The 22,011-nt window shown below is 37.0% G+C and carries 22 protein-coding genes; 12 read left to right on the forward strand and 10 right to left on the reverse strand.

All coding sequences use genetic code 11. The features are described from left to right. The first annotated feature begins 13 nt into the window (after window positions 1-13). A complete protein-coding gene (rplQ, locus tag VL047_RS01270; RefSeq protein WP_325357706.1) occupies window positions 14-571 on the forward strand; it encodes a 50S ribosomal protein L17 in 558 nt (185 codons plus the stop codon). Between the two features lie 141 nt (window positions 572-712). Here rplQ and VL047_RS01275 read toward each other — a convergent pair whose 3' ends face one another. Further along, complete coding sequence (locus VL047_RS01275; protein ID WP_325357708.1) at window positions 713-1,507, reverse strand: SDR family oxidoreductase; 795 nt, start codon at window positions 1,505-1,507, stop codon at window positions 713-715. Between the two features lie 397 nt (window positions 1,508-1,904). Here VL047_RS01275 and VL047_RS01280 point away from each other — a divergent pair, with 397 nt between their 5' ends. Beyond that, window positions 1,905-2,483, forward strand: a complete 579-nt coding sequence (locus VL047_RS01280) for a Crp/Fnr family transcriptional regulator (protein WP_325357710.1) — start codon at window positions 1,905-1,907, stop codon at window positions 2,481-2,483. Window positions 2,484-2,803: 320 nt separating this feature from the next. Further along, window positions 2,804-4,726: a molecular chaperone DnaK gene (gene dnaK, locus VL047_RS01285; RefSeq protein WP_325357712.1), complete on the forward strand. Its 1,923-nt coding sequence runs from the start codon at window positions 2,804-2,806 to the stop codon at window positions 4,724-4,726. A 77-nt stretch (window positions 4,727-4,803) separates the two neighbouring features. Here dnaK and VL047_RS01290 read toward each other — a convergent pair whose 3' ends face one another. From VL047_RS01290 to VL047_RS01305, 4 genes are all read right to left on the reverse strand, one after another. Further along, window positions 4,804-5,718, reverse strand: coding sequence for a nucleotidyltransferase family protein (locus tag VL047_RS01290; protein ID WP_325357714.1), 915 nt, complete (start codon window positions 5,716-5,718; stop codon window positions 4,804-4,806). A gap of 170 nt (window positions 5,719-5,888) precedes the next feature. Beyond that, the gene (locus VL047_RS01295; RefSeq protein WP_325357716.1) at window positions 5,889-6,149 is read right to left on the reverse strand and encodes a helicase HerA-like domain-containing protein; all 261 of its coding nucleotides are present in this window, start codon (window positions 6,147-6,149) and stop codon (window positions 5,889-5,891) included. A 62-nt stretch (window positions 6,150-6,211) separates the two neighbouring features. Continuing rightward, the gene (locus VL047_RS01300; RefSeq protein ID WP_325357718.1) at window positions 6,212-7,321 is read right to left on the reverse strand and encodes a M42 family metallopeptidase; all 1,110 of its coding nucleotides are present in this window, start codon (window positions 7,319-7,321) and stop codon (window positions 6,212-6,214) included. Window positions 7,322-7,334: 13 nt separating this feature from the next. After that, entirely contained in the window at window positions 7,335-8,831 is a 1,497-nt protein-coding gene (locus VL047_RS01305; RefSeq protein ID WP_325358004.1) for an acyl-CoA carboxylase subunit beta, read from the reverse strand. A 243-nt stretch (window positions 8,832-9,074) separates the two neighbouring features. On the opposite strand from VL047_RS01305, the gene VL047_RS01310 reads away from it, so the two are divergent. Then, a complete protein-coding gene (locus VL047_RS01310; protein ID WP_325357720.1) occupies window positions 9,075-9,740 on the forward strand; it encodes a carbonic anhydrase in 666 nt (221 codons plus the stop codon). Between the two features lie 62 nt (window positions 9,741-9,802). Here the strand turns inward: VL047_RS01310 and pruA are convergent, their stop codons facing one another. Then, window positions 9,803-11,437, reverse strand: a complete 1,635-nt coding sequence (gene pruA / locus VL047_RS01315) for an L-glutamate gamma-semialdehyde dehydrogenase (protein ID WP_325357722.1) — start codon at window positions 11,435-11,437, stop codon at window positions 9,803-9,805. Window positions 11,438-11,540: 103 nt separating this feature from the next. Between pruA and lpxK the strand changes: the two genes are divergently transcribed. The 5 genes from lpxK to VL047_RS01340 are packed head-to-tail and all read left to right on the forward strand — an operon-like array spanning window position 11,541 to window position 16,423. Beyond that, the gene (lpxK, locus tag VL047_RS01320) at window positions 11,541-12,599 is read left to right on the forward strand and encodes a tetraacyldisaccharide 4'-kinase (protein ID WP_325357724.1); all 1,059 of its coding nucleotides are present in this window, start codon (window positions 11,541-11,543) and stop codon (window positions 12,597-12,599) included. Between the two features lie 34 nt (window positions 12,600-12,633). Next, window positions 12,634-13,446 carry a purine-nucleoside phosphorylase gene (locus VL047_RS01325; protein ID WP_325357726.1) on the forward strand — a complete coding sequence of 271 codons (813 nt, stop codon included), beginning with the start codon at window positions 12,634-12,636 and terminating at the stop codon, window positions 13,444-13,446. Between the two features lie 3 nt (window positions 13,447-13,449). After that, a complete protein-coding gene (locus VL047_RS01330) occupies window positions 13,450-15,465 on the forward strand; it encodes a putative porin (protein WP_325357728.1) in 2,016 nt (671 codons plus the stop codon). 41 nt (window positions 15,466-15,506) lie between these two features. Beyond that, entirely contained in the window at window positions 15,507-15,944 is a 438-nt protein-coding gene (locus VL047_RS01335; RefSeq protein WP_325357730.1) for a peptidylprolyl isomerase, read from the forward strand. A 44-nt stretch (window positions 15,945-15,988) separates the two neighbouring features. Then, the gene (locus VL047_RS01340) at window positions 15,989-16,423 is read left to right on the forward strand and encodes a DUF5606 domain-containing protein (RefSeq protein ID WP_325357731.1); all 435 of its coding nucleotides are present in this window, start codon (window positions 15,989-15,991) and stop codon (window positions 16,421-16,423) included. Window positions 16,424-16,472: 49 nt separating this feature from the next. Here the strand turns inward: VL047_RS01340 and VL047_RS01345 are convergent, their stop codons facing one another. Further along, window positions 16,473-16,598 (reverse strand): hypothetical protein, encoded by a 126-nt coding sequence (locus VL047_RS01345; RefSeq protein WP_325357733.1) that lies wholly within the window; start codon window positions 16,596-16,598, stop codon window positions 16,473-16,475. Between the two features lie 83 nt (window positions 16,599-16,681). Beyond that, window positions 16,682-17,155, reverse strand: a complete 474-nt coding sequence (gene rlmH / locus VL047_RS01350; protein ID WP_325357735.1) for a 23S rRNA (pseudouridine(1915)-N(3))-methyltransferase RlmH — start codon at window positions 17,153-17,155, stop codon at window positions 16,682-16,684. A gap of 87 nt (window positions 17,156-17,242) precedes the next feature. Here rlmH and VL047_RS01355 point away from each other — a divergent pair, with 87 nt between their 5' ends. From VL047_RS01355 to fabG, 3 genes are all read left to right on the forward strand, one after another. Further along, window positions 17,243-19,051, forward strand: a complete 1,809-nt coding sequence (locus tag VL047_RS01355; protein WP_325357737.1) for a MutS-related protein — start codon at window positions 17,243-17,245, stop codon at window positions 19,049-19,051. 32 nt (window positions 19,052-19,083) lie between these two features. Then, complete coding sequence (locus VL047_RS01360; protein ID WP_325357739.1) at window positions 19,084-19,908, forward strand: urea transporter; 825 nt, start codon at window positions 19,084-19,086, stop codon at window positions 19,906-19,908. 270 nt (window positions 19,909-20,178) lie between these two features. Further along, window positions 20,179-20,922 (forward strand): 3-oxoacyl-[acyl-carrier-protein] reductase, encoded by a 744-nt coding sequence (gene fabG / locus VL047_RS01365; RefSeq protein ID WP_325357741.1) that lies wholly within the window; start codon window positions 20,179-20,181, stop codon window positions 20,920-20,922. A gap of 17 nt (window positions 20,923-20,939) precedes the next feature. Here fabG and VL047_RS01370 read toward each other — a convergent pair whose 3' ends face one another. Both VL047_RS01370 and VL047_RS01375 read right to left on the reverse strand, forming a co-directional pair. Next, entirely contained in the window at window positions 20,940-21,227 is a 288-nt protein-coding gene (locus VL047_RS01370) for an FtsB family cell division protein (protein ID WP_325357743.1), read from the reverse strand. A gap of 176 nt (window positions 21,228-21,403) precedes the next feature. After that, entirely contained in the window at window positions 21,404-21,994 is a 591-nt protein-coding gene (locus VL047_RS01375) for an AraC family transcriptional regulator (protein WP_325357745.1), read from the reverse strand. Window positions 21,995-22,011 lie beyond the last annotated feature (17 nt).

Here is a 22,011-nt window from a genome sequence, read left to right on the forward strand (position 1 = left end):
AATTATAATAAAAATGAGACACGGAAAAAAAATTAATCACTTAGGCCGCACCAACAGCCACCGCCACGCAATGTTGTCAAACATGGCTACTTCGCTTTTAAAACATAAGCGTATTACCACAACTTTAGCAAAAGCAAAAGCTTTGCGTCAGTATGTTGAACCTCTTATTACTAAATCAAAGACTGACTCAACTCATTCTCGTCGTACTGTTTTTTCTTACTTAAAAGATAAAGACGCTGTTACTATTTTGTTCCGCGAAATATCGGAGAAAGTTGCTAACAGACCAGGAGGATATACTCGTATTATAAAGCTCGCTAATCGTTTGGGTGATAACTCTGAAATGGCAATTATTGAACTTGTTGATTACAATGAGGTTTACAATAAAGGAGAAGCTAAAGTTGAGAAGAAAACCACACGACGTCGTGGTGCTTCTAAGAAGAAATCAGATGCTCCTGAAAAAGCAGAAGCTATTGAAGAAGCTACAATTGTAGAAGATTCTTCAAGTGAAAAAGTAGAAGAAGTTGAGAAAGCAGACGATGCAAACCCAACTGAAGATAAAAAAGAAGATTAAACATTACGTTTAATTCATTAGAAACACCCAAACCTATTAGGTTTGGGTGTTTTCTTTTAAAACAGTTTTTAAGGAATTATTCATAATCCAAGATCGCAATTGGAATTGCCTGCACCGATATTCCGATTGTTTTCATGATATTTAAAATGCAGATTTGATTACACCACCATCGGCACGAAGTGCAGCACCATTGGTGGCTGCTGAAAGTGGACTGGAGATGTAAGTTACCAAACTGGCAATCTCTTCCGGTTTGATAAAGCGCTTCAAGAGTGACGTGCCTCGCATACTGGTAAAGAACATTTCTTCCATCTGCGCATTGCTGATTCCTTGTTGTTCTGCAGTTGCTTTCATAAAACTGGTGATCGCCTCTGTCGATGTCGGTCCTGGTAAAACAGTATTTACAGTTACTGCCGTACCAACAGTCATTTCAGCAAGTCCTCGAGACAAACCAATTTGGGCCGTTTTGGAAACACCGTACTGAATCATCTCAGCGGGTACTTGTACACCTGATTCGCTGGAGATAAAAATAATTCTACCCCAGTTGGCCTTCAGCATTTGATTTATATAAGCACGGGAAAGACGAACACCGCTTAAAACATTTATTTGATAGATATCCAACCATTCTTCATCAGAAATATCATTGAATGCTTTTGACTGGGCAACTCCGGCGTTATTGACAAGAATATTTACTTCCGGGTATTGCTCAATTAGAGCATTCACCTGAGCAATATCTCCAAGATCCGCTATAGCTCCAAAAATATTTTGGTTACCAGTTTTTAACTTGATTTTTTCCACTGCTGTATTCACGCGTTCCGGAGTACGTCCGTTAACAATAACTTTAGCGCCTTCCGTTGCCAGAGAACTTGCTATTGCATAACCTATTCCGGTAGTTGATCCGGTAACAAGGGCGATTTTTTCTTTTAATTGAAGATCCATGATTTTAAATTTAATAGTATAGTATTTTTAATAATTAATAACGACTTACAAAGAAGCCACTGTCAGCATCAACAGGAGTTTCCAACCATTGCTGTCAAAGCCATGATATCAGTATCATTTAATGAGTATATTGTAGATAATTTAGGCTTTGATGGGCAACCAAATTATTTTATTATACATTGTGTTTTTTTATTTTTATCAAAGTTCTTGGAATTTGCTTCAAGTAACGAGGACATTTGACAGAATTTATATGTGATAAATGTCACGTTCAGCTGCTTGTAAGTCCTTACAATTTTACATACAGTAATGCCCTAAGTTTTGTGATCACATTAATCAAATATTTCGATCTACTGGAATCCTTCCTTAATTTTTAATAGTTTTGTTCTAAAGCGTGGCTATGTTTGAAGTCTTTTCATCTTATTTAAAAGAAAATGCAGGTCTCAATGACGAAGAGTTGGATCGGATTCGTGCAGTAACAGTTAACAAGAAACTTCGAAAAAGGCAATATTTGTTACAGGAGGGCGATGTTTGTCATTACAACTGCTTTGTTGTCAAAGGCTGTCTGCGAAATTACCGTGTAAGTGAAGATGGCAATGAGCATATCTTAAGATTTGGAGTCGAAAACTGGTGGGTGAGCGACCCCGAAAGCTATAATAACGGCACACCTTCCAAAAATAATATCGACGCATTAGAAGATAGTGAACTGCTGTTGATTGAAAAGCAAGATTTCAATAACTTACTTAATAATATACCTGATTTTAAGGATTTTATTTATATTTTGAAGGCAAAGAGTTTTGATGCCAGTCAAAATCGTATTATGAGTAATATCAGCGATACAGCCGAAGAAAAATATTCAAATTTTATAAAAGCTTATCCAGACATCTTTAATCGAGTACCACTTCATATGATCGCTTCTTATCTGGGGCTGTCCCGTGAGACCTTGAGCCGCATTAGAAATCAGTATAAAACTCATTAATTTAGGCAATTTTACAACAGTTTTAAGTAATCCGACATCATCTGTTATGTCTCTTTCTTAACACATTTCTGAAATGTCCCTATTGTCGTAAGTTTGGTGTTACACTGTGCGTGCATTAGTCCTGCTTTCTTGTTTACGCGAGATATTTTAGCTGATGACATTTCAAATATTATGGCAAAATTGTGACATCGTGCCATTTTGACACCAGTGTGAATTAAAAAATATGTTTTTATACATTAAATAGATCAAAGTACTTGCTTGGTATAAGGTTTGATAAGTACTAAGTGTTATTCTTATTAAAAATTGAAAAAATAAAACATATGTCAAAAATTATTGGAATCGACTTAGGAACTACAAATTCCTGTGTTGCAGTAATGGAAGGTAATGAGCCTGTTGTTATCTCTAACAATGAGGGTAAAAGAACAACACCGTCTATTGTTGCTTTTGTAGAAAATGGTGAGCGGAAAGTTGGTGATCCTGCTAAGCGTCAAGCTATTACAAATCCAACTAAAACTATATCATCCATTAAGCGTTTTATCGGGCAAACTTTTAATGAAGTTACGTCTGAAATACAACGTGTTCCTTATACAGTCGTTAAAGGTGATAACAATACCCCTCGTATTGCTATCGATGACAGGAAATATACTCCTCAGGAGATATCTGCGATGATTTTGCAGAAAATGAAAAAGACTGCTGAAGATTTCTTAGGTCAAGAAGTAACGGAAGCTGTTATTACTGTTCCAGCGTACTTTAATGATGCACAGCGTCAAGCAACAAAAGAGGCTGGTGAAATTGCTGGCTTAGTTGTTAAGCGTATCATTAACGAACCTACTGCTGCTGCCCTTGCTTACGGTTTAGATAAAGCCCACAAGGACATGAAAATTGCTGTGTTCGACTGTGGTGGTGGTACACATGACGTTTCAATCTTGGATTTAGGTGATGGAGTATTTGAAGTAAAATCTACCGATGGTGATGTACACTTAGGTGGCGATGACTTTGATCAAGTAATCATTGATTGGTTAGTAGAAGAGTTTAAAAATGAAAATAGCGGCTTTGATTTAACAAAGGATGCTATGGCTTTACAACGTTTGAAAGAAGCTTCTGAAAAAGCTAAAGTTGAATTGTCAAGTGCTACAACAACAGAGATTAACTTACCTTATATCACTGCAGATCAAACCGGTCCAAAGCATTTGGTTCGTAATCTTTCTCGTGCAAAGTTTGAGCAATTAGCAGATAGCCTAATTAAACGTACAATCGATCCTTGTCGTTCTGCATTGAAAAATGCTGGTTATGATAAGTCTGATATTGATGAGATTATCTTGGTTGGAGGTTCAACTCGTATTCCTGCTATCCAAGAAGCTGTTAAGAGTTTCTTTGGAAAGGAACCTTCTAAGGGTGTAAATCCAGATGAAGTTGTAGCTTTAGGTGCTGCTATTCAAGGTGGTGTATTAACTGGAGAAGTAAAAGACGTTCTATTACTTGACGTTACTCCTCTTTCTCTTGGTATTGAAACCATGGGTGGTGTTATGACCAAATTAATAGAGTCTAATACTACTATACCAAGTAAGAAATCTGAAATTTTCTCAACGGCTTCTGATAACCAACCTTCGGTAGAAATTCATATTCTGCAAGGAGAGCGACCAATGGCTGCTCAGAACCGTACAATTGGACGTTTCCATTTAGATGGTCTTCCACCTGCACCAAGAGGTATTCCACAAATTGAGGTTACTTTTGATATTGATGCAAACGGTATTCTGCATGTTTCTGCTAAGGATAAAGCAACTGGTAAAGAACAAAAAATCCGTATTGAGGCATCGTCTGGCTTAACTGACGAGGAGATCAAGAAAATGAAAGAAGAAGCGGAAGCAAATGCTGAAGTTGATAAAAAAGCAAAAGAAGAAGTTGATAAAATCAATGCTGCTGATGCACTCATATTCTCTACTGAAAAACAACTAAAAGAATATGGCGATAAGATTTCAGCTGATAAGAAAGCTCCGATCGAAGAAGGCCTTAAGAAGGTGAAAGATGCTCACGCAGCTCGTGATTTCGATGCTTTAGATTCTGCTCAAACGGAATTGCAAGAAGCTTGGAATGCAGCATCTGAAGAGATGTACAAAGCTTCACAAGAAGCTGGCGCTCAACAACCAGAAGGAGGCCCGGCCGCAGATGCTTCTGCAGGTCAAGGGGGAGATGATGTAACTGATGTTGACTTTGAGGAAGTAAAAGAAGACGATCAGAAATAAAACACATTAATAATCAATTAAAAAGAGAAAGGGTTCCAATTATTGGAACCCTTTCTCTTTTTAATTGATTTATGCAATTACTTCCATAAATTCTCAGGATATACTCCTTCTTGAATTAACTTAGAGATACTTTCTTGTACAATAGGTTTATCTTCCTTATACGTAACACCAAACCATTTTTCAGACGTTGGAATAGTTTTAAAGGTAGCTTTATTTTCTTTAATTAGTTCATCGGCTACCAAAGGGATAAAGAATTCTGCCTTCGGATTTGTATGTTTTTCTTCCACAAACCTTTTAAATAGATCCAATGTCTCGTTGAATATTGCTGGGTTGAATCCCCAGAAGTTCATGGATACACGTGCGTCTAAAGGTAATTCAACATCTTGTCCATCTTCTTCAAAAAAGATATGTTTTTCACCATCTACATCTTTAAAGTAAACCTTAGTTCGTTCAACGATTTCAGTCATATTTCCCTGATCGTCTACTTTACATACACCTCTAGATACAGATCCATAGTCTGATAAAGTTTTGTCAGCTCGAAAGCCCATCAGGGCGAAAGAATTGTCGTTTACTTCGTTTGTTAGAAAATCTGCCATCTTTTTAAAGGAATCATAACCATAGTAGTCATCCGCATTAATAACGCAGAAAGGCTCATTGATAACATCTTTTGCTGCTAATACAGCGTGGGCGGTACCCCATGGTTTCTCTCTTACAACCTCTCTCTCTATGCCATATTTTTTAAGATCAAAGTCCTGAAAAACGTAGTCGGTCTCAATCTTACCCTTCAATTTGGGTTCAAATATAGATCTGAAGTTATCCTCGAATTCTTTTTTTATGATAAAAATTACTTTTCCGAAACCGGCACGAATTGCATCATATATTGAATAGTCTATTATTGTTTCTCCATTTGGGCCAAATGCGTCAATCTGTTTCATACTGCCATAACGGCTCGCCATGCCTGCAGCCAGAATTAAAAGGGTTGGTTTTTTCATATTTAATTTAAAGTTTGTTCATTTAATAAATGTTTTAACGCTTTTTTCCTATCAAGAAAGCAGAAATTGCTGTCCAACAATTTTTCGTAAAATAGCCCCAGCAGTACTGCTACTAATCTTACCATTATCGTTCTTGATTTCTTCTGCACCTTTACCTTGTGATAGGTAACTTAAGAGGGTCTTTCACATTCAACAAAAATAGTAACAGTTTCATCTGATAATTGTTCTGCAATAAGTTGAGGAGTTCTCGTTTTGCCAGTATCTGTCGCACTTGCAATTAAATCATGACGGTTCATTCTTTTCAGTGCTAAATTTACCTGCGCCAGAGCAATGATTTCTTTACCTAAGATACCTGATCCTAAATTGATAAATGCTCCTTTCGGGCGATACGAAGAGGTGATTCTTTCGATAAAAAGCTCATTATTCTTCATGTGTCTCAATTTACGAATAAATAAATGATCTCTCTGTTATTCTTTGATTAATAAAGTTAAACTTATTTAGCAAAAGAGCGATAATCTTTATCCGCTTCTAATGAATTTACTACTTCATATAGTAAGCGGATTGCATTTTCAACATCATCGATATGAGCCATTTCAACCGTAGTATGCATATAACGCAGAGGAAGTGAAATTAAAGCTGATGCCACGCCCATATTAGAATAAGCAAAGGCATCTGTATCAGTTCCTGTTGTTCTTGAAGATGCTTGTCGTTGGAATGGAATATTCTTATCCTTTGCAGTTTCCACAATCAGCCTGTTCAGGTTAATTTGAACTGCCGGAGCGTAAGAAACCACCGGACCCAGTCCGCATGCTAAATCACCTTGTACATTCTTCTCAATCATTGGGGTCGATGTGTCATGTGTTACATCTGTAACAATCGCCACATCGGGTTGTATGCGTTCAGCAATCATCTCAGCACCTTTTAATCCAATCTCTTCCTGAACCGAGTTAACAATATATAAGCCGAAGGGCAACTTCTTCTTGTTTTCTTTTAGAAGTCTGGCAACCTCAGCAATCATAAACCCTCCAATGCGGTTATCCAATGCTCTTCCAACATAATAACGATCATTTAAGATCATAAATTCGTCTTCGTAAGTTATTACAGAACCAACATGGATTCCTAAAGCTTCCACCTCTTCTTTAGATGTACAACCACAATCCAAAAAGATATTCTTCAAATTAGGATTTTCTTCCTTTTCTTTTCCTGATCTTGTATGAATTGCCGGCCAGCCAAATACAGCTTTTCGAATTCCATGATCCGTATGAATATTAACTCTCTTTGAAGGTGCAATTTGATGGTCAGAACCACCATTTCTAATTACATAAATCAGTCCTTCATTATTGATATAATTTACAAACCACGAAATCTCATCTGCATGTGCTTCCAATACTACTTTATACTTGGCCTTTGGGTTTATTACCCCTACCGCAGTGCCGTAAGTATCTGTAAAAGATTCGTCTACATATTGATTGATATAATCTAACCAAATTCTTTGTCCGTCCCACTCAAAGCCGGTAGGAGAGGGATTATTAAGATAGTTCTCTAAAAAGTCAATAGATTTTTGATTAGCAATTTTGCCTTGTATTGTTTTGTTCTTACTCATAAAAAATTAAAAATTATAGTGGAATGTTACCATGCTTCTTTTTGGGAAGATTAACTACTTTGTTCTCTAACATTTTGAAAGCATGGATTAATTTTTGACGGGTTTGAGCAGGCTCAATAACCTCATCAACGAAACCTCTTTCAGCAGCCCTATACGGGTTAGCAAATTTATCTGAATACTCTTTTTCTTTTTCTAACCATTTTGTCTGTTTGTCTTCAGCCGTATTGATTTCTTTCTTAAAGATAATCTCTGCTGCACCCTTAGCACCCATAACTGCAATTTCAGCTGTCGGCCAGGCGTAATTCATATCAGCACCAATATGTTTACTATTCATTACACAATAAGCACCTCCGTAGGCCTTTCGTGTAATCACCGTAATTCTTGGAACGGTAGCCTCGCTAAAAGCAAATAATAACTTAGCACCGTGGGTAATAATGCCATTCCATTCCTGATCCGTACCAGGTAAGAAGCCGGGCACATCTTCAAGCACCAATAATGGGATGTTAAAGCAATCGCAGAAACGCACAAATCGTGCACCCTTAATTGAAGCCTTAATATCTAAAACACCGGCTAATGATGCCGGCTGATTGGCAACAATACCAATGCTTCTACCAGCGATTCTTGCAAAGCCAACAACAATGTTTTCTGCAAAATCTTTATGAATCTCTAAAAACGATTCTTCATCAGCCAATTCTTGAATAACCTCCCGGATGTCGTAAGGTTGTGAAGTGTTTTCAGGAATAATGCTGTTTAGTTTTATACGCGACTCGTCCTTAGCCTGATATTCCTTTCTTGCAGGTTCATCTTCACAATTTTGAGGCATATAGCTGAGCAGATCTTTTATTCTATTAATTGCTTCCAGTTCGTTTTCACAAGCAAAATGAGTTACCCCTGATTTGCTGGCGTGCGTATCTGCACCTCCTAACTCCTCTGCTGTCACAGTTTCATGAGTAACCGTCTTTACCACATTCGGACCGGTGACAAACATATAGGACGTGTTTTTTACCATGAGGGTGAAGTCCGTAATGGCAGGAGAATATACTGCACCACCGGCACCAGGGCCCATAATGGCTGAAATTTGAGGAATAACTCCTGAAGCAAGCGTGTTCCTGTAAAAGATATCTGCATAACCACCCAATGACACCACGCCTTCCTGAATCCGGGCACCTCCAGAATCATTTAATCCAATAATAGGCGCTCCGTTCTGGAGAGCAAGGTCCATTATCTTGCAAATTTTTTCTGCGTAAGTTTCCGATAGAGAACCGCCAAACACAGTAAAATCTTGTGAGAATACATATACAGCTCGACCGTTAATAGTTCCATAACCTGTTACTACACCATCACCGAGATATTTTTCTTTCTCCATACCAAAGTCTGTGCTTCGATGGGAGACAAACATCCCGATCTCCTGAAATGATCCTTCATCCAATAGGAAAAGGAGCCTTTCGCGTGCCGTAAGCTTTCCTTTTTTGTGTTGGCTTTCAATGCGTGCAGCGCCTCCACCAAGCATAGCAAGAGCCGTTCTATCTTTTAATAGTTGAAATTTATCTTTCAATTTAATCGATTTTGAGTTACAGGAATGTTTTATTGATAACCTCTGCTAAAGGTAAGAAATTTGTTTGTTTAAGACCGAATGATGAGGGGAAATCAAAATTAGATTATTTTTTTTTGATATTTCTTTTACAAAAGCGATCATAAATTCTTAATATTGCAATAATTTTATATTTCTTCTGAAATTTTAACACCTCCCAACATGTGTACTAAAAAATTTGATAATGAAAAACTCACTCAGAGTTTTGAAAAAATTATGGCTGGAAACAGACAATGGTCGCAAGAAGTACAAAACGATGAGACCGGCTTATTTCACGAACTTGCTAAAGGGCAGCATCCAGATTTATTATGGATCGGTTGTTCAGATAGTCGGGTTCCGGCAAATCAAATAACGGGCACTCGCCCAGGCGACGTATTTGTCCATCGAAATGTTGCCAATGTATGTGTCCATTCAGATATGAACATGTTAAGCGTACTTGATTTCGCAGTTAATATCTTAAAAGTAAAGCACATTATTGTTGCCGGTCATTACGGTTGTGGTGGAATAACGGCTGCCATGAGTAAAAAACAATACGGGTTATTAGATAATTGGCTAATACATTTAAAGGATGTATATGAAATGCATGCTAACGAGTTAAACGCTATCGCGGATACGCATAAAAGAGAAGATCGTTTTGTAGAACTGAATGTAGTTGAGCAAGTTGCCAGTCTATGCAAAACAACCATCGTGCAAAATGCCTGGAAAGAGCGAGATGACCTTGCAGTTCATGGTATGGTTATCCAATTAGAAACTGGCGAGCTGGTTGATTTAAATGTAACTGCTACGAAATCAGATAATCGGTTAAAAGAATTCTACGCCTTCGAATAATATAATTTTGAATTGCCAAAATAAATAAAGGGGTGCCATCATTCAAGACATCCCTTTATTCTTTATTTTTCTTCCATAAATGGATATCGATAATCTGTTGGAGAATCAAAAACCTCTTTAATTGTTCTCGGAGATACCCAGCGCAACAGGTTAATCATTGATCCCGCTTTATCATTAGTTCCCGAGCCTCGGGCACCACCAAAAGGCTGCTGACCAACTACTGCCCCGGTACATTTATCATTAATGTAAAAATTACCGGCCGCATTTTTTAAACCTTCAGTAGCTTGAGCAATAGCATATCGATCTTGTGCAATTACTGCTCCAGTCAAAGCATAAATAGAAGTTTCATCAACCAATTTCAAGGTTTCTTCAAACTTATCATCTTCATAAATGAATAGAGTAAGTACCGGTCCGAAAAGCTCATCACATAAAGTAACGTAAGTTGGCTTTGAAGCTACAAGAACTGTAGGCTCTATAAAATAACCTTTACTCTTATCGTAATTTCCTCCAATTAGAATCGCAACGTCCGGATCATTCTTGGCAGCATCTATATATCCGGTTAATTTATCGAATGATTTTTCATCAATAACCGCATTAATGAAATTGCTGAAATCTTCAACACCTCCCATTTTGAAAGAGGCAATATCCCGAATCATCAATTCTTTAATTTCTGGCCATAAGCTGGCAGGAATATAAACACGTGAGGCGGCAGAACATTTCTGTCCCTGGTATTCAAAAGCTCCACGTACAATTGCAGTATTTGCAACCTCAACATTGGCAGAAGGATGAACTAAAATAAAATCCTTTCCACCGGTTTCTCCTACTATTCGCGGATAGCTCTTATAGAGGTGGATATTCTCACCAATAGTTTTCCAGATATTTTGGAAAACAGCGGTTGATCCTGTAAAATGTATACCTGCAAAATCTGGATGTTTAAAGATAATATCTCCAGCTTCCGGCCCATCTACATAGATCAAATTAATCACTCCCGCTGGTAATCCTGCCTCTTTAAATACCTGCATAATTACATTGGCAGCATAAATCTGTGTGTCAGCCGGCTTCCATACAACCACATTTCCCATCATCGCAACGCTACTCGGTAGATTGCCGGCAATGGCTGTAAAGTTAAAAGGCGTTAATGCAAACACGAATCCTTCTAACGGTCTGTGCTCAACTTTATTCCAAACACCACGCGGAGATACCGGCGGTTGCTGAGCATAAATCTCACTCATATACTCTACATTAAAACGAAGAAAATCAATTAATTCACAAGCAGAATCAATTTCTGCCTGATAAGCATTTTTTGATTGTCCCAGCATCGTAGCAGCATTTATTTTACTTCTATACGGTCCAGCGATTAGATCGGCAGCTTTTAAAAAAATAGCAGCTCTTTCTTGCCATGCTAATTTCTCCCAATCTTTTTTAGCATCCAATGCTGTTTGAATAGCATCATGTATATGGCTTTTATCGCCTTGATGGTAATAGCCTAAGATATGCTGATGATCATGCGGAGGCCGTAAAGCCTTCTTATTATCTGTCCGTACCTCTTTAGCTCCAATATACATTGGAATATCTGCTTCATAAGAACGCGCGACTTCAATAGCTTCTTTTAATAATTTACGCTCTGTACTGCCTGGTGCATAAGAGAGAACCGTTTCATTAATAGGTGTGGGTACCTTGAAAAATCCCTTTGACATAGTAAAAACTTTAGATACAAAGATACTGTTTAAAATAAAAACGCGCCGTTTGTAATTAGTTATATCATTGTAAACTTAAATTATTGTTTATTTTTGATCTGAAATGATCCAAACACTTCGATTACTTTTATGGCCGTTTTCTCTACTTTATGGATTGGTGATTGCCATTCGCAATTTCCTGTATGACAAGAACATTTTTAAATCTCAAAAGTTTGATATCCCTATTATTGTTATTGGAAACCTGGCCGTTGGAGGTACCGGTAAAAGTCCCCTTACTGAATACCTGATTCGTTTATTAAAAGATTCCTTTAAGGTAGCAAGTTTAAGCAGAGGTTATGGAAGAGAAACAAACGGATTTATATATGTCGAAAAAACGGATAGCTTTAAAAAGGTAGGAGATGAACCCTTACAGTTTAAAACAAAATATCCTGAAATCACCGTTGCTGTTTGTGAAGATCGGGTAGAAGGTGTAAGGAGATTAAAAGATTATCACGATGTTATCGTTTTAGATGATGCCTTTCAGCATCGTTCATTAACACCGGGTTTAAGTATCTTATTGTTTGATTATGAAAGTTTATTCAAGCCACGCTTATTTTTACCTGCCGGTAATTTACGAGATTCATTCACTCAGCGTAAAAGAGCAGATCTTATTATCATAACAAAAACACCTTCTTTACTCTCTGAAGAAAAGAAAAAAGTAGCAATTAGTAGATTGGATGTAGATACCAATCAGCAGGTTCTGTTTTCTTATTTAGAGTATGACAGGCCTTATCATATATTTGAAACACCGGAAACTAAAAACAGTATCCTTGATCAAGACAGCGAAATCTTGTTAGTTACGGGCATTGCAAATCCAAGACCTTTGTTGAGCTATTTAGAAAGCAAGTGCCGTAAAATTGAATTACTTTCTTTTTCCGATCATCACAGTTATGCGGAGAAAGATATTGAGTCCATTGTTAAAAAATATACAGCTTTACCCTCTAAGAACAAATTCATTGTTAGCACAGAGAAAGATTTTCAGCGTTTAAAGAGGTTTTTAAGCAACCCTCTTTTAATCGGATTGCCGATCTTGATTATACCGGTCAAAGCGTGTTTCGATGAAAAGGAAACTCGTCAATTTAACTCTCTTGTCTTAAACTATTGCCGCAAAAAGGTAAAGTGAAGAGATAATAGTATTTTCGTAAAAAATAAAGATTATGTATAGAGAGTTAGAAGAAACCTTAAAATATATCAATCAGCACGTAGGTACTTTTAAACCAGAGGTTGGAATCATATTGGGTACCGGCCTTGGTAAGCTTGCCGGTGAAATCGAAATAGAAAAGCAATTGATGTATGCTCATATTCCTAATTTCCCTGTCTCAACAGTTGAGTTTCATTCCGGTAAATTAATATTTGGTACACTCAATGGAAAAAGAGTAGTTGCAATGCAAGGCCGTCTACATTATTACGAAGGCTATTCTATGCAGCAAATAACATTTCCAGTACGTGTATTAAAGATGCTTGGCATTCAAAAACTATTTGTTTCCAATGCGAGTGGCTCATTAAATCCCGATATAAAGAAGGGTGACCTTGTATGTATCGAAGATCATATTAATCTTCTTCCTGATAATCCACTTCGCGGTAGCAATTTAGATAATTTGGGCCCTCGTTTTCCAGATATGAGTAAACCATATTGTAGGAAACTGCAGAAAGAGGCCATACGAATTGCTGCCGAAAAAAACATAAAAATGCATCAGGGTGTTTATGTTTCAATCATGGGACCCAATCTTGAAACGCGTGCAGAATACCGTTATATGCGTATTATTGGCGGTGATATCGTAGGCATGAGTACCGTGCCAGAAGTGATTGTTGCCAACCACATGGATCTAAAAGTATTTGCCATATCAGTTGTTACAGACGAAGGATTCCACGAAGATCTGCAGCCGGTGTCATTTGAAGAAATCGTTGAAGTTGCTTCACAAACAGAACCGTATATGACGGAGATTTTAAAAGAATTAATAGCTTTGTAAAGAATGATGAACTTCCGCTTTTTTATAATTGGAGTCCTTTTATGTCTCAGCACGCAAACTCTTTTTGCACAGGTTCCAGTAGGAAGAGGAGAGCAATGGGGTGCTGATCTTGATTCTATGAGAAATGCTGAGGAATTAAAGGAAGATTCTATTATTTATAATGCCAGTTACATTCGATACACTACATTAGACCGCATGAGGCTGGGCACTTACACAGTACAGATAGATACCGGTCTGCGAGGTTTTCAATACTTTAACCCCCAGAATAACCCATATAATCCAAGTATTAATAACGGAAGCTATGGATTAGCAACACGTGATTTGCTTTTTAGCCCTTCTAAAACTATCGGATTTCAAACCGGTTTCCACAGTCTTGAGCGTTATTTGCTTGATCCCGATTCTATTCGATATTACCGCGCCCGTTCACCCTTTTCAGAGCTGGGTTTTGTAACCGGCGATCAGGTATTTCATGCAACGATAGCTCAGAACGTTACCCCTAACTGGAGTATTGGTGGAGAAATAAACTTCGCTCTTGCAAAGGGTCTCTATCAAAATCAACGATACAATGATTCAAAAGCAGCTGTTTTTTCATGGTATGAATCAGATAATAATCGATATAACCTTTTAACCAATATGGTGTTTAATACCTTGGTCGCATCAGAAAATGGATCGGTATTGAATGATACACTTTTTGATGTTAAAGGAAGGCAGCCCAGTGAAGCTGAAATTGTACGGCTAACCGGACAAAGGGAAGAGCGACCGCGACAAACCTGGAAAGATTATAGTTTTTTTCTCCGGCAAAGCTTCTTTATTGGTAGAATAGACTCCATTAGTCCTGGTACACAAGAACTACAAATTTTACCAACTCAGCGTGTTTCCCATACTTTACGATTAAGCAGTAAAAAGTTCAAGTTCTATAAAAATGAAGACGATGCAAATGGAGCTTTTCCATTTACGCAAGATCCGGCTATTCTAACAAAAGACTCAACTCGGTTAAAATCAATCAGCAATGAATTTGGGTATAGCTTTTATTTGCGTGGTAAATCTACCTCCTTTATAAAGAATGAGGTCAAGCTTGATCTGCGTCTTCAAAATGAAATATCATGGTTTAATGCCAAAGATGACAAGTTTAGCTTTCAGAATACAACTTTAAAAGCAGGGATCGGATATCGATTTAGCGATCGTGTGAACATTGTAGGAGATTTAAATCAGATTGTTGCAGGTAGAAACTTTGGCGACTATCTCTATGAGGCGAATGCAAACTTCTTGCTTAGTAATACGGTAGGCCGTATAATTTTGGGAGGCTATATACAAAATAAATCGCCTGAATATCTTTTCGAGCATGTTAATTATCAATATCATCAATGGCCCGAAAATCCCGACGAAGCAATTAAATTTGATAAAACAAAGATTAATAACCTTTCTTTTACCTATGAAAATACAAAGCTAGGCTTTACCGGAAGGGCAGAATATTTCCTCATGAATAATTATCACTATTATAAGGAAGTTGATAATCCGAGTCAGGCTGAAATATTAATGAGAAAAATAGAGCCCACTCAGATAACTGCTAATATAAATATGTTAAAGATTTCGGTGGGAGAGAAGCTTACATTCGGCAGATTCCACTTTGATAATTATGCTGTATATCAGAAATCTGATTATATGGATGTATTGCAAACCCCGGAATTATATACATGGCATAGTTTCTATTATAATAATATCCTCGTAAAGGTTGTAAACTTTAACATTGGTTTTGATGTTCGCTTCAATACTCCTTTTGTGGCTCCTTCTTATGCCATTAATGTTAGCCAGTTTTACAATGATAACGCCGATATAGAATTCTCAACCTATCCAATTGTAGATCTTTGGTTAACTGCTACTCTTAAGCGCACTAACTTCTTCCTTCGATACAACTATGCCAATCAAGGACTTTTATCGAATGGCTATTATACAGTCAGACGGTACCCAATGGCTGATACAAATCTCCGATTTGGATTAACATGGAAGTTTTATGATTAAGTTATTTGAAATATTATCTTTGTGAATTAAAATTGAAAAATATGAGTAAAGCAATAATAAAAACTGAAAAGGGAGATATGACTGTCGAGTTTTACGATAAGGATGCCCCCAATACTGTAGCGAATTTCCTAAAGTTAGCGAAGTCTGGTTACTACGATGGAGTAACTTTTCACCGTGTGATCTCTGATTTTGTAATTCAAGGAGGAGACCCAACCGGTACTGGAGCAGGTGGCCCAGGTTATTCGATTGATTGCGAACTTGATGGTGAAAATCAGTACCATGATAGAGGTGTTTTATCAATGGCACATGCAGGTAGAAATACAGGTGGGTCTCAATTCTTTATTTGCCATAGCCGTACCAATACTGCCCATCTTGACAGAAATCATACTTGTTTTGGTAAAGTAGTAGAAAATGTAGATGTTGTTGATGCTATCCGTCAGGGAGATAAAATCAATAGCATTGAAGTCATAGAAGAATAAATTTCAGTTCTGAATCGTTAGAACCGAATCCATAAATAACATAGATGAATTTAAGAGGAATTGTTGCAGTATCGGGAAAACCCGGTCTCTTTAAGTTAATAGGGCAGAATAAAGCAGGTTATGTACTTGAAAGTCTGGATGCTCAAAAGATTAAATCAGTAGTAAGCGTATCTACCAGTAAAATGGCTTCTCTTGAAGACATTACTATTTTCGGTGAAGATGACGATATACGTCTGCCTGATGTTTTTGAAGAAATGAAGACATCAGAGAATCTGCCAGATGTTAAAGCTGCATCAGGGAGTGATTTACGTGATTTCTTTCGGGCTGTAGCTCCCAATCATGATGAAGACCGTGTGTACAGTTCCGATATCAAAAAGATTGTATCTTGGTTTAAGATATTAAAAGAGCTGCCTCTTTTTAATGAAGAAGCACCAGAACCATTAGATGCAGGGATAGAGAAGCCTGCAACTGAAGAATAATATACAAGCTATTAATAAAAAAGGTGTCTGAAAAGACACCTTTTTTATTTTAACCAAAATAGATTAACAAGGCAATAATTGCAATGCCTATAATAATGGCGATGGTCATAGACCTGCTTTCGCTTACCTGGTTTCCACCCTTATAGCGATAGTTTCTTTTCCCAAAGTTATTCATAGTTCAATATCCTTTCCTTCTTTTAATGCTTCTTACTCATTAGATGAATCTGAGCGTGCTTTTCCATAAATAATTGCTTTAACCTATTCATGATGATAAGGCTCTCCTTTTAAAATGCTAAAAGCACGATACAGCTGTTCACTGAAAAACAATCGAACCATCTGGTGCGAAAATGTCATTTTTGAGAGAGAAAGTTTAGCGTCAGAACGAGTTTCGATGCTTGCATCAAAACCATATGGGCCGCCAATAACAAAAATAAGATGCTGAGTACTCGATAGCATTTTCTTACTTAAGAAATTAGCGAACTCCACCGATCGATATTCCTTGCCTCGTTCATCTAATAGCATAACGTAATCTCCATTACTGATATGTTTTAATATTTGTTCAGCTTCTTTCGTCTTTTGCTGTTCCTTACTTAAGTTCTTACTGTTCTTTATATCCGGAATAACAATCATTTTGAAATTAATATAAAACTTTAAGCGCTTTTGGAAGCTCTCAATACCTTCAATTAAGTAGGAATCGTCGGTTTTACCAATACAAATGAGACTTATCTTCATGGAGGCTGCTTTTTATAAGCTAAAATAACTGTAAAGTTAATTTTTCAAAGCCGTTCCTAAAGATTAAATTCGGAATTTATTATAAATATGAGGTTTCAGAAAGAAGATTATTACCAGAATAATATTACGGATACAGCTGCACAGATCAAGCAATTGAATAGTAAAATCAATCGTTTTTCATTTTTACGCCTTGCCCTGATCCTGATAGGTGGTTTTACCCTGTTTCAGGTAATACAATCGGAGCAAATTGCACTCACCTTAATTACCTTCATTGGAATTCTAATCTTGTTTTTCTGGTTGGTTTTCATTCAAAGTAAATTGGTAAAAAGTAAAGAAGCATTTGAACGCTTTTTGAAAATTAATGAGAATGAGTTGGCAGTCTATAACAATCGCAGTAACAACTTTTACAGCGATGGCGAGAATTATGTGGACGATAAGCATTTATATAGCTCCGATTTGGACATATACGGCGATTCTTCGTTGTTTCAATTAGTTAACCGATGTTCTACTGTCGGAGGCATTAAGACGCTGGTAGAGTGGCTGAATAAGCCTTCTGAGAAGCAAGATATTGAAGCAAGGCAAGAGTTTGTTAGAGAGTTATCTACCAGTTTTGATTTTTGGCAACATATTCAGGCTCAATTAATTTTTACACTTAATAAACCTGTCGATTATAAAAAGAAACTAGAAACCTATCTCTCAAAGACTATTCCCATTACGTCAAGCAGGTTTCTCAGAAACTATGTAAAGATTACGCCATTTTTAATGCTTGCTTTATTAGCCGGAAGTTTCTTTTCCTCCAAATTACTGGCACTTTTCATAATTGTTGGTATTGTTCATTTATTATTGAGTGTTTTCTTTGGCGGAAAAGTAAATCAAATCATTGTCGATGTAAACATCGCCGGGAGTGCATTGTTATCTTTTTCCTCTGTGTTTCAGTCTATTGAACAAAGACAATGGAAAAGCGAATTAGCCAATTCGCTGCTTAATAATATTCAGGCTAAAACGAATCATCCGGTTTCGCAATCCATTAAAAATCTATCCAAAATCTGTGAACGCCTGGATGTACGCCTAAATGCTTTTGTAGGAACTCTATTGAACATCTTTTTATTGTGGGATTTGAAACAAGTTTTTGCTCTGGAAGAATGGCGTAAAACACAGTCATTGGGTATTCCGGAAGCATTTGATTTACTATCAGAATTTGAAGCGATTGGCAGCATTGCAACCCTTCACTTTAATCGCCCTGACTGGAGTTTTCCTCTGATCAATAGCAGTCAAACTCATGTATTGGAGACAACTAGAATTGCACATCCTTTTATTAGCGATCAGGAGGTTGTAGCCAATAATTATTCATTAAAAGATCATCGGCTTGCACTTATAACAGGTTCGAATATGGCTGGTAAAAGCACCTTTCTGCGAACAGTGGGTATCAATGCTGTACTTGCCTATGCCGGAGCTCCTGTCAATGCTTCCTTTATGGAAATATCTGTTATGCAAATGGTTACCTATATGCGCATTCGCGATTCTATTAATGAAAGTACTTCTACTTTTAAGGCAGAGCTGAACCGTATTAAACAAGTGTTAGAAGAAGTAGAAATCAATAAAAACACCTTCTTTTTATTGGATGAAATGTTGCGTGGAACCAATTCTGTAGATAAGTATCTGGGATCAAAAGCCATTATCGAAAAACTGATCGCTAATAAGGGGGTAGGAATGGTAGCAACTCATGATTTAAAGCTTGCCGACCTGTCAGATGTTTATCCAGACTATGTGCGAAATTTCCATTTTGATATTCAAGTGAAGGGGGAAGATATGTTGTTTGATTATTTACTGAAAGATGGTGCCTGCACAATCTTTAATGCATCGTTACTTTTGAAAAAAATAGGTATCCACATTTAAATTAGCTTTCATTTTGTATGCAGCATTATGCAATGGTAACCTTGCGGGGTGTCGGACAAGTTATGTTCCAGAACAATGCATTGTCAGGATTTTTACTCCTCGCCGGTATCTTTTATAATTCATGGCTATTGAGTTTGGCTGTCATTCTGGGTACGGTTATCAGCTCAGCTACAGCGCAGGTTTTAAAATACCCAAAAAGTGATATCGAAAATGGTATTTACGGTTTTAACGGTGCTTTAGTTGGTGTTGTCATTGGGTTTTTCTTTGGTTTTAGTGTAGTTACCACGGCTGTTATGCTAGTTGGTGCCGCGCTTTCTACTATTCTGATGTACGAAATGAAGAAATTAGTCCCTCCATTTACAGCTCCTTTTGTTCTTATTACCTGGCTGTTGATTCTTGTTCTTCTTTTTGTTTTGCAAGTTCCGATTGTTGCTCCGCCAATCTTAGAGAGTAATTCACTGGACTTATTTTTTGTACTTAGTAAAGGCTTCTCTCAAGTCTGGTTTCAGGATAATGCAATAACAGGAATATTTTTCTTGATAGCTTTGGCAGTTAATTCACCAGCTTCAGCATTTTACGCGCTGTATGGATCAGCACTGGGCGCATTGATCGCTATTCTTCTTTCTCAACCTTCCTCTATGATTAATGCCGGACTTTTTGGCTACAATGCAGTTCTTTGCGGCATCGCTTTAGGCAATTGGAAGCTACAATCCTTTTTATGGGCAACATTGGCGATTTCCTTATCCGTTGTTCTTAACATGGCTATAGGTAGTCTTGGCTTGATTACTTTAACCTCAGCCTTTGTTCTGGCTACTTGGATCGTGTTGTATATGCAACGTTTGATTTTGAAGGCTTAGTAACAACTATTCTTTTCCATTTCATTTTTTAATAATAAATCCTCGAACCAAGGTTAAAACTTCATCTATTTAACGAAGCTTTAGAACCGCTTTAAACAGGGATCAAACAGGGACTAAGCAGGGCTAATATCCCTGTTCTGCCCCTGTTTGGTCCCTGTTTGATCCCTGTTTGGTCCCTGTTTGAATAAATCGAGTTAAAAGCAAGATGGATTGATGATTAATTGTTATTTTTAGAAATTATTAAATTGACGAAAAACGAATATTGATACTATGAAATTACTTGAAGGAAAAACTGCTTTAATAACGGGTGCATCTAAAGGAATCGGACGTAGAATAGCAGAAATGTTTGCTGAACAAGGTGCGAATGTAGCATTTACATATCTTTCATCTGTTGAAAAGGGCGAGGCGTTGGAGCAAGAGCTTCAGGTTTTTGGAACGAAAGTAAAAGGTTACCGCTCGGATGCTTCTAAGTTTGATGAAGCTGAAAAATTGATTCAATCCATTGTAAGTGATTTTGGAACCTTGGATGTTGTGGTAAATAATGCAGGTATCACAAAAGATGGTTTGCTGATGCGGATGAGTGAAGAGAATTGGGATGATGTTATTGATATCAATTTGAAATCTGTATTTAACGTTACGAAAGCTGCTTCGCGCATTATGATGAAGAATCGTAAAGGTGTTTTTATAAATATGAGTTCGGTGGTAGGAGTGCAGGGAAATGCCGGACAGGCGAACTATGCAGCTTCGAAGGCCGGGATAATCGGATTTTCTAAGTCGGTAGCAAAAGAACTGGGATCGCGGAATATTCGTACCAATGTGGTTGCTCCAGGATTTATCCGGACAGAGATGACTGATGTATTGGATCCGAAAGTAGTAGAAGGATGGGAGCAGGCTATTCCATTAAAACGTGCAGGTGAACCAGAAGATGTTGCTAATCTTTGTGTATTCTTAGCCTCAGATATGAGTGCTTATATTACCGGACAGGTGATACCGGTTGATGGAGGAATGCTTTAATAGGATTGTTTACGTTGTTATTCATGAATGATAACGTAAACATCTTCATTCTCTTTTTTCATAAAATATTTCTCGCGGGCGAACTTCTGAAGTTTTTTAGGATCAGAGGTTAGGTCATTTAAATCGTTTTCAACTTTTTCGATTTCTTTGGTATAGAATTCTTTTTCCTGTTGAAGTTCTTTTAACTGACTTTGATAATGATATTGAGAAGAGAGATCGTTGCGATCAAAGAAAAGCATCCAAACTATAAAAGCTAAACTTGCAATTACGTATTTGTTTTTGACGATATTCAGTATCCGATGCATAAAACAAATATAAACTTTGGAATTGAGAATGCACGAAAAAACATTTAAAAAAGAAGATGATTGTTTTTCTGAATGATAAAATCTCTCTTTTGATTAGAATGGAAGGCTTTTAACTGTTCGATTAATGTTTTTTGGTGAGCTTAGTGGATACTCAGATAAACAAAGTGAAATATCGATTATGTAAAAGTCGCAATCGATGTAATTGACATTAAAACATCCCAGAAAAATGCGAAGAACTCCGATTGCGACATATCAAGAGAAGCTATCAAGAAAATGTATTTAATTCCGTTCTTAATCATTGCTCTAGGAGAAATACCAAAGTGAACTTTAAATGCATTCGTGAAATTCGAAATATTTGAATATCCTACGAGTAAAGAAACTTCACTGATGCTTTTTCTCTCCTCTAATAATAAGCATTGAGCTTTTTCCATTCGGATCTTTTGCACATATTTAAATATGGTTATACCAAATGTTTGTTTGAAAACAACCTTTAATTTATGGTCGTTTGTTCCTAAATACCTTGCAAGTTGAATAATTGTAAGAGGAGTTTTGAAATTTCTTTCAATATGTTCTTTTGCCATATTTGAGATTATTTCGTCGTTTGGGTTTATTCTTGAAAATATGCGTGAACTGTTTTCACTATTTGGTAATTTCAAATCTTCATGTAATCTTAAATTCAGGCTTATTTCTTCAACTTCTAATGCAAATGAAGATGTATATCCATCTTCATTTGAAAGAGATTGCGAACCAGAAAATTCATAAATCATAGTAGATTTTATTGGCT

Source organism: Albibacterium sp. (assembly GCF_035514885.1).
GTDB lineage: Bacteria > Bacteroidota > Bacteroidia > Sphingobacteriales > Sphingobacteriaceae > Albibacterium.

What these genes read in the sequence shown, in the direction of transcription:
- rplQ (WP_325357706.1), top strand. Translation starts at nt 14, where the DNA reads ATGAGACACGGAAAAAAAATTAATCACTTAGGCCGCACCAACAGCCAC.
- VL047_RS01275 (WP_325357708.1), bottom strand. Translation starts at nt 1,507, where the DNA reads ATGGATCTTCAATTAAAAGAAAAAATCGCCCTTGTTACCGGATCAACT.
- VL047_RS01280 (WP_325357710.1), top strand. Translation starts at nt 1,905, where the DNA reads ATGTTTGAAGTCTTTTCATCTTATTTAAAAGAAAATGCAGGTCTCAAT.
- dnaK (WP_325357712.1), top strand. Translation starts at nt 2,804, where the DNA reads ATGTCAAAAATTATTGGAATCGACTTAGGAACTACAAATTCCTGTGTT.
- VL047_RS01290 (WP_325357714.1), bottom strand. Translation starts at nt 5,718, where the DNA reads ATGAAAAAACCAACCCTTTTAATTCTGGCTGCAGGCATGGCGAGCCGT.
- VL047_RS01295 (WP_325357716.1), bottom strand. Translation starts at nt 6,149, where the DNA reads ATGAAGAATAATGAGCTTTTTATCGAAAGAATCACCTCTTCGTATCGC.
- VL047_RS01300 (WP_325357718.1), bottom strand. Translation starts at nt 7,321, where the DNA reads ATGAGTAAGAACAAAACAATACAAGGCAAAATTGCTAATCAAAAATCT.
- VL047_RS01305 (WP_325358004.1), bottom strand. Translation starts at nt 8,831, where the DNA reads ATGCTTGGTGGAGGCGCTGCACGCATTGAAAGCCAACACAAAAAAGGA.
- VL047_RS01310 (WP_325357720.1), top strand. Translation starts at nt 9,075, where the DNA reads ATGTGTACTAAAAAATTTGATAATGAAAAACTCACTCAGAGTTTTGAA.
- pruA (WP_325357722.1), bottom strand. Translation starts at nt 11,437, where the DNA reads ATGTCAAAGGGATTTTTCAAGGTACCCACACCTATTAATGAAACGGTT.
- lpxK (WP_325357724.1), top strand. Translation starts at nt 11,541, where the DNA reads ATGATCCAAACACTTCGATTACTTTTATGGCCGTTTTCTCTACTTTAT.
- VL047_RS01325 (WP_325357726.1), top strand. Translation starts at nt 12,634, where the DNA reads ATGTATAGAGAGTTAGAAGAAACCTTAAAATATATCAATCAGCACGTA.
- VL047_RS01330 (WP_325357728.1), top strand. Translation starts at nt 13,450, where the DNA reads ATGATGAACTTCCGCTTTTTTATAATTGGAGTCCTTTTATGTCTCAGC.
- VL047_RS01335 (WP_325357730.1), top strand. Translation starts at nt 15,507, where the DNA reads ATGAGTAAAGCAATAATAAAAACTGAAAAGGGAGATATGACTGTCGAG.
- VL047_RS01340 (WP_325357731.1), top strand. Translation starts at nt 15,989, where the DNA reads ATGAATTTAAGAGGAATTGTTGCAGTATCGGGAAAACCCGGTCTCTTT.
- VL047_RS01345 (WP_325357733.1), bottom strand. Translation starts at nt 16,598, where the DNA reads ATGAATAACTTTGGGAAAAGAAACTATCGCTATAAGGGTGGAAACCAG.
- rlmH (WP_325357735.1), bottom strand. Translation starts at nt 17,155, where the DNA reads ATGAAGATAAGTCTCATTTGTATTGGTAAAACCGACGATTCCTACTTA.
- VL047_RS01355 (WP_325357737.1), top strand. Translation starts at nt 17,243, where the DNA reads ATGAGGTTTCAGAAAGAAGATTATTACCAGAATAATATTACGGATACA.
- VL047_RS01360 (WP_325357739.1), top strand. Translation starts at nt 19,084, where the DNA reads ATGGTAACCTTGCGGGGTGTCGGACAAGTTATGTTCCAGAACAATGCA.
- fabG (WP_325357741.1), top strand. Translation starts at nt 20,179, where the DNA reads ATGAAATTACTTGAAGGAAAAACTGCTTTAATAACGGGTGCATCTAAA.
- VL047_RS01370 (WP_325357743.1), bottom strand. Translation starts at nt 21,227, where the DNA reads ATGCATCGGATACTGAATATCGTCAAAAACAAATACGTAATTGCAAGT.
- VL047_RS01375 (WP_325357745.1), bottom strand. Translation starts at nt 21,994, where the DNA reads ATGATTTATGAATTTTCTGGTTCGCAATCTCTTTCAAATGAAGATGGA.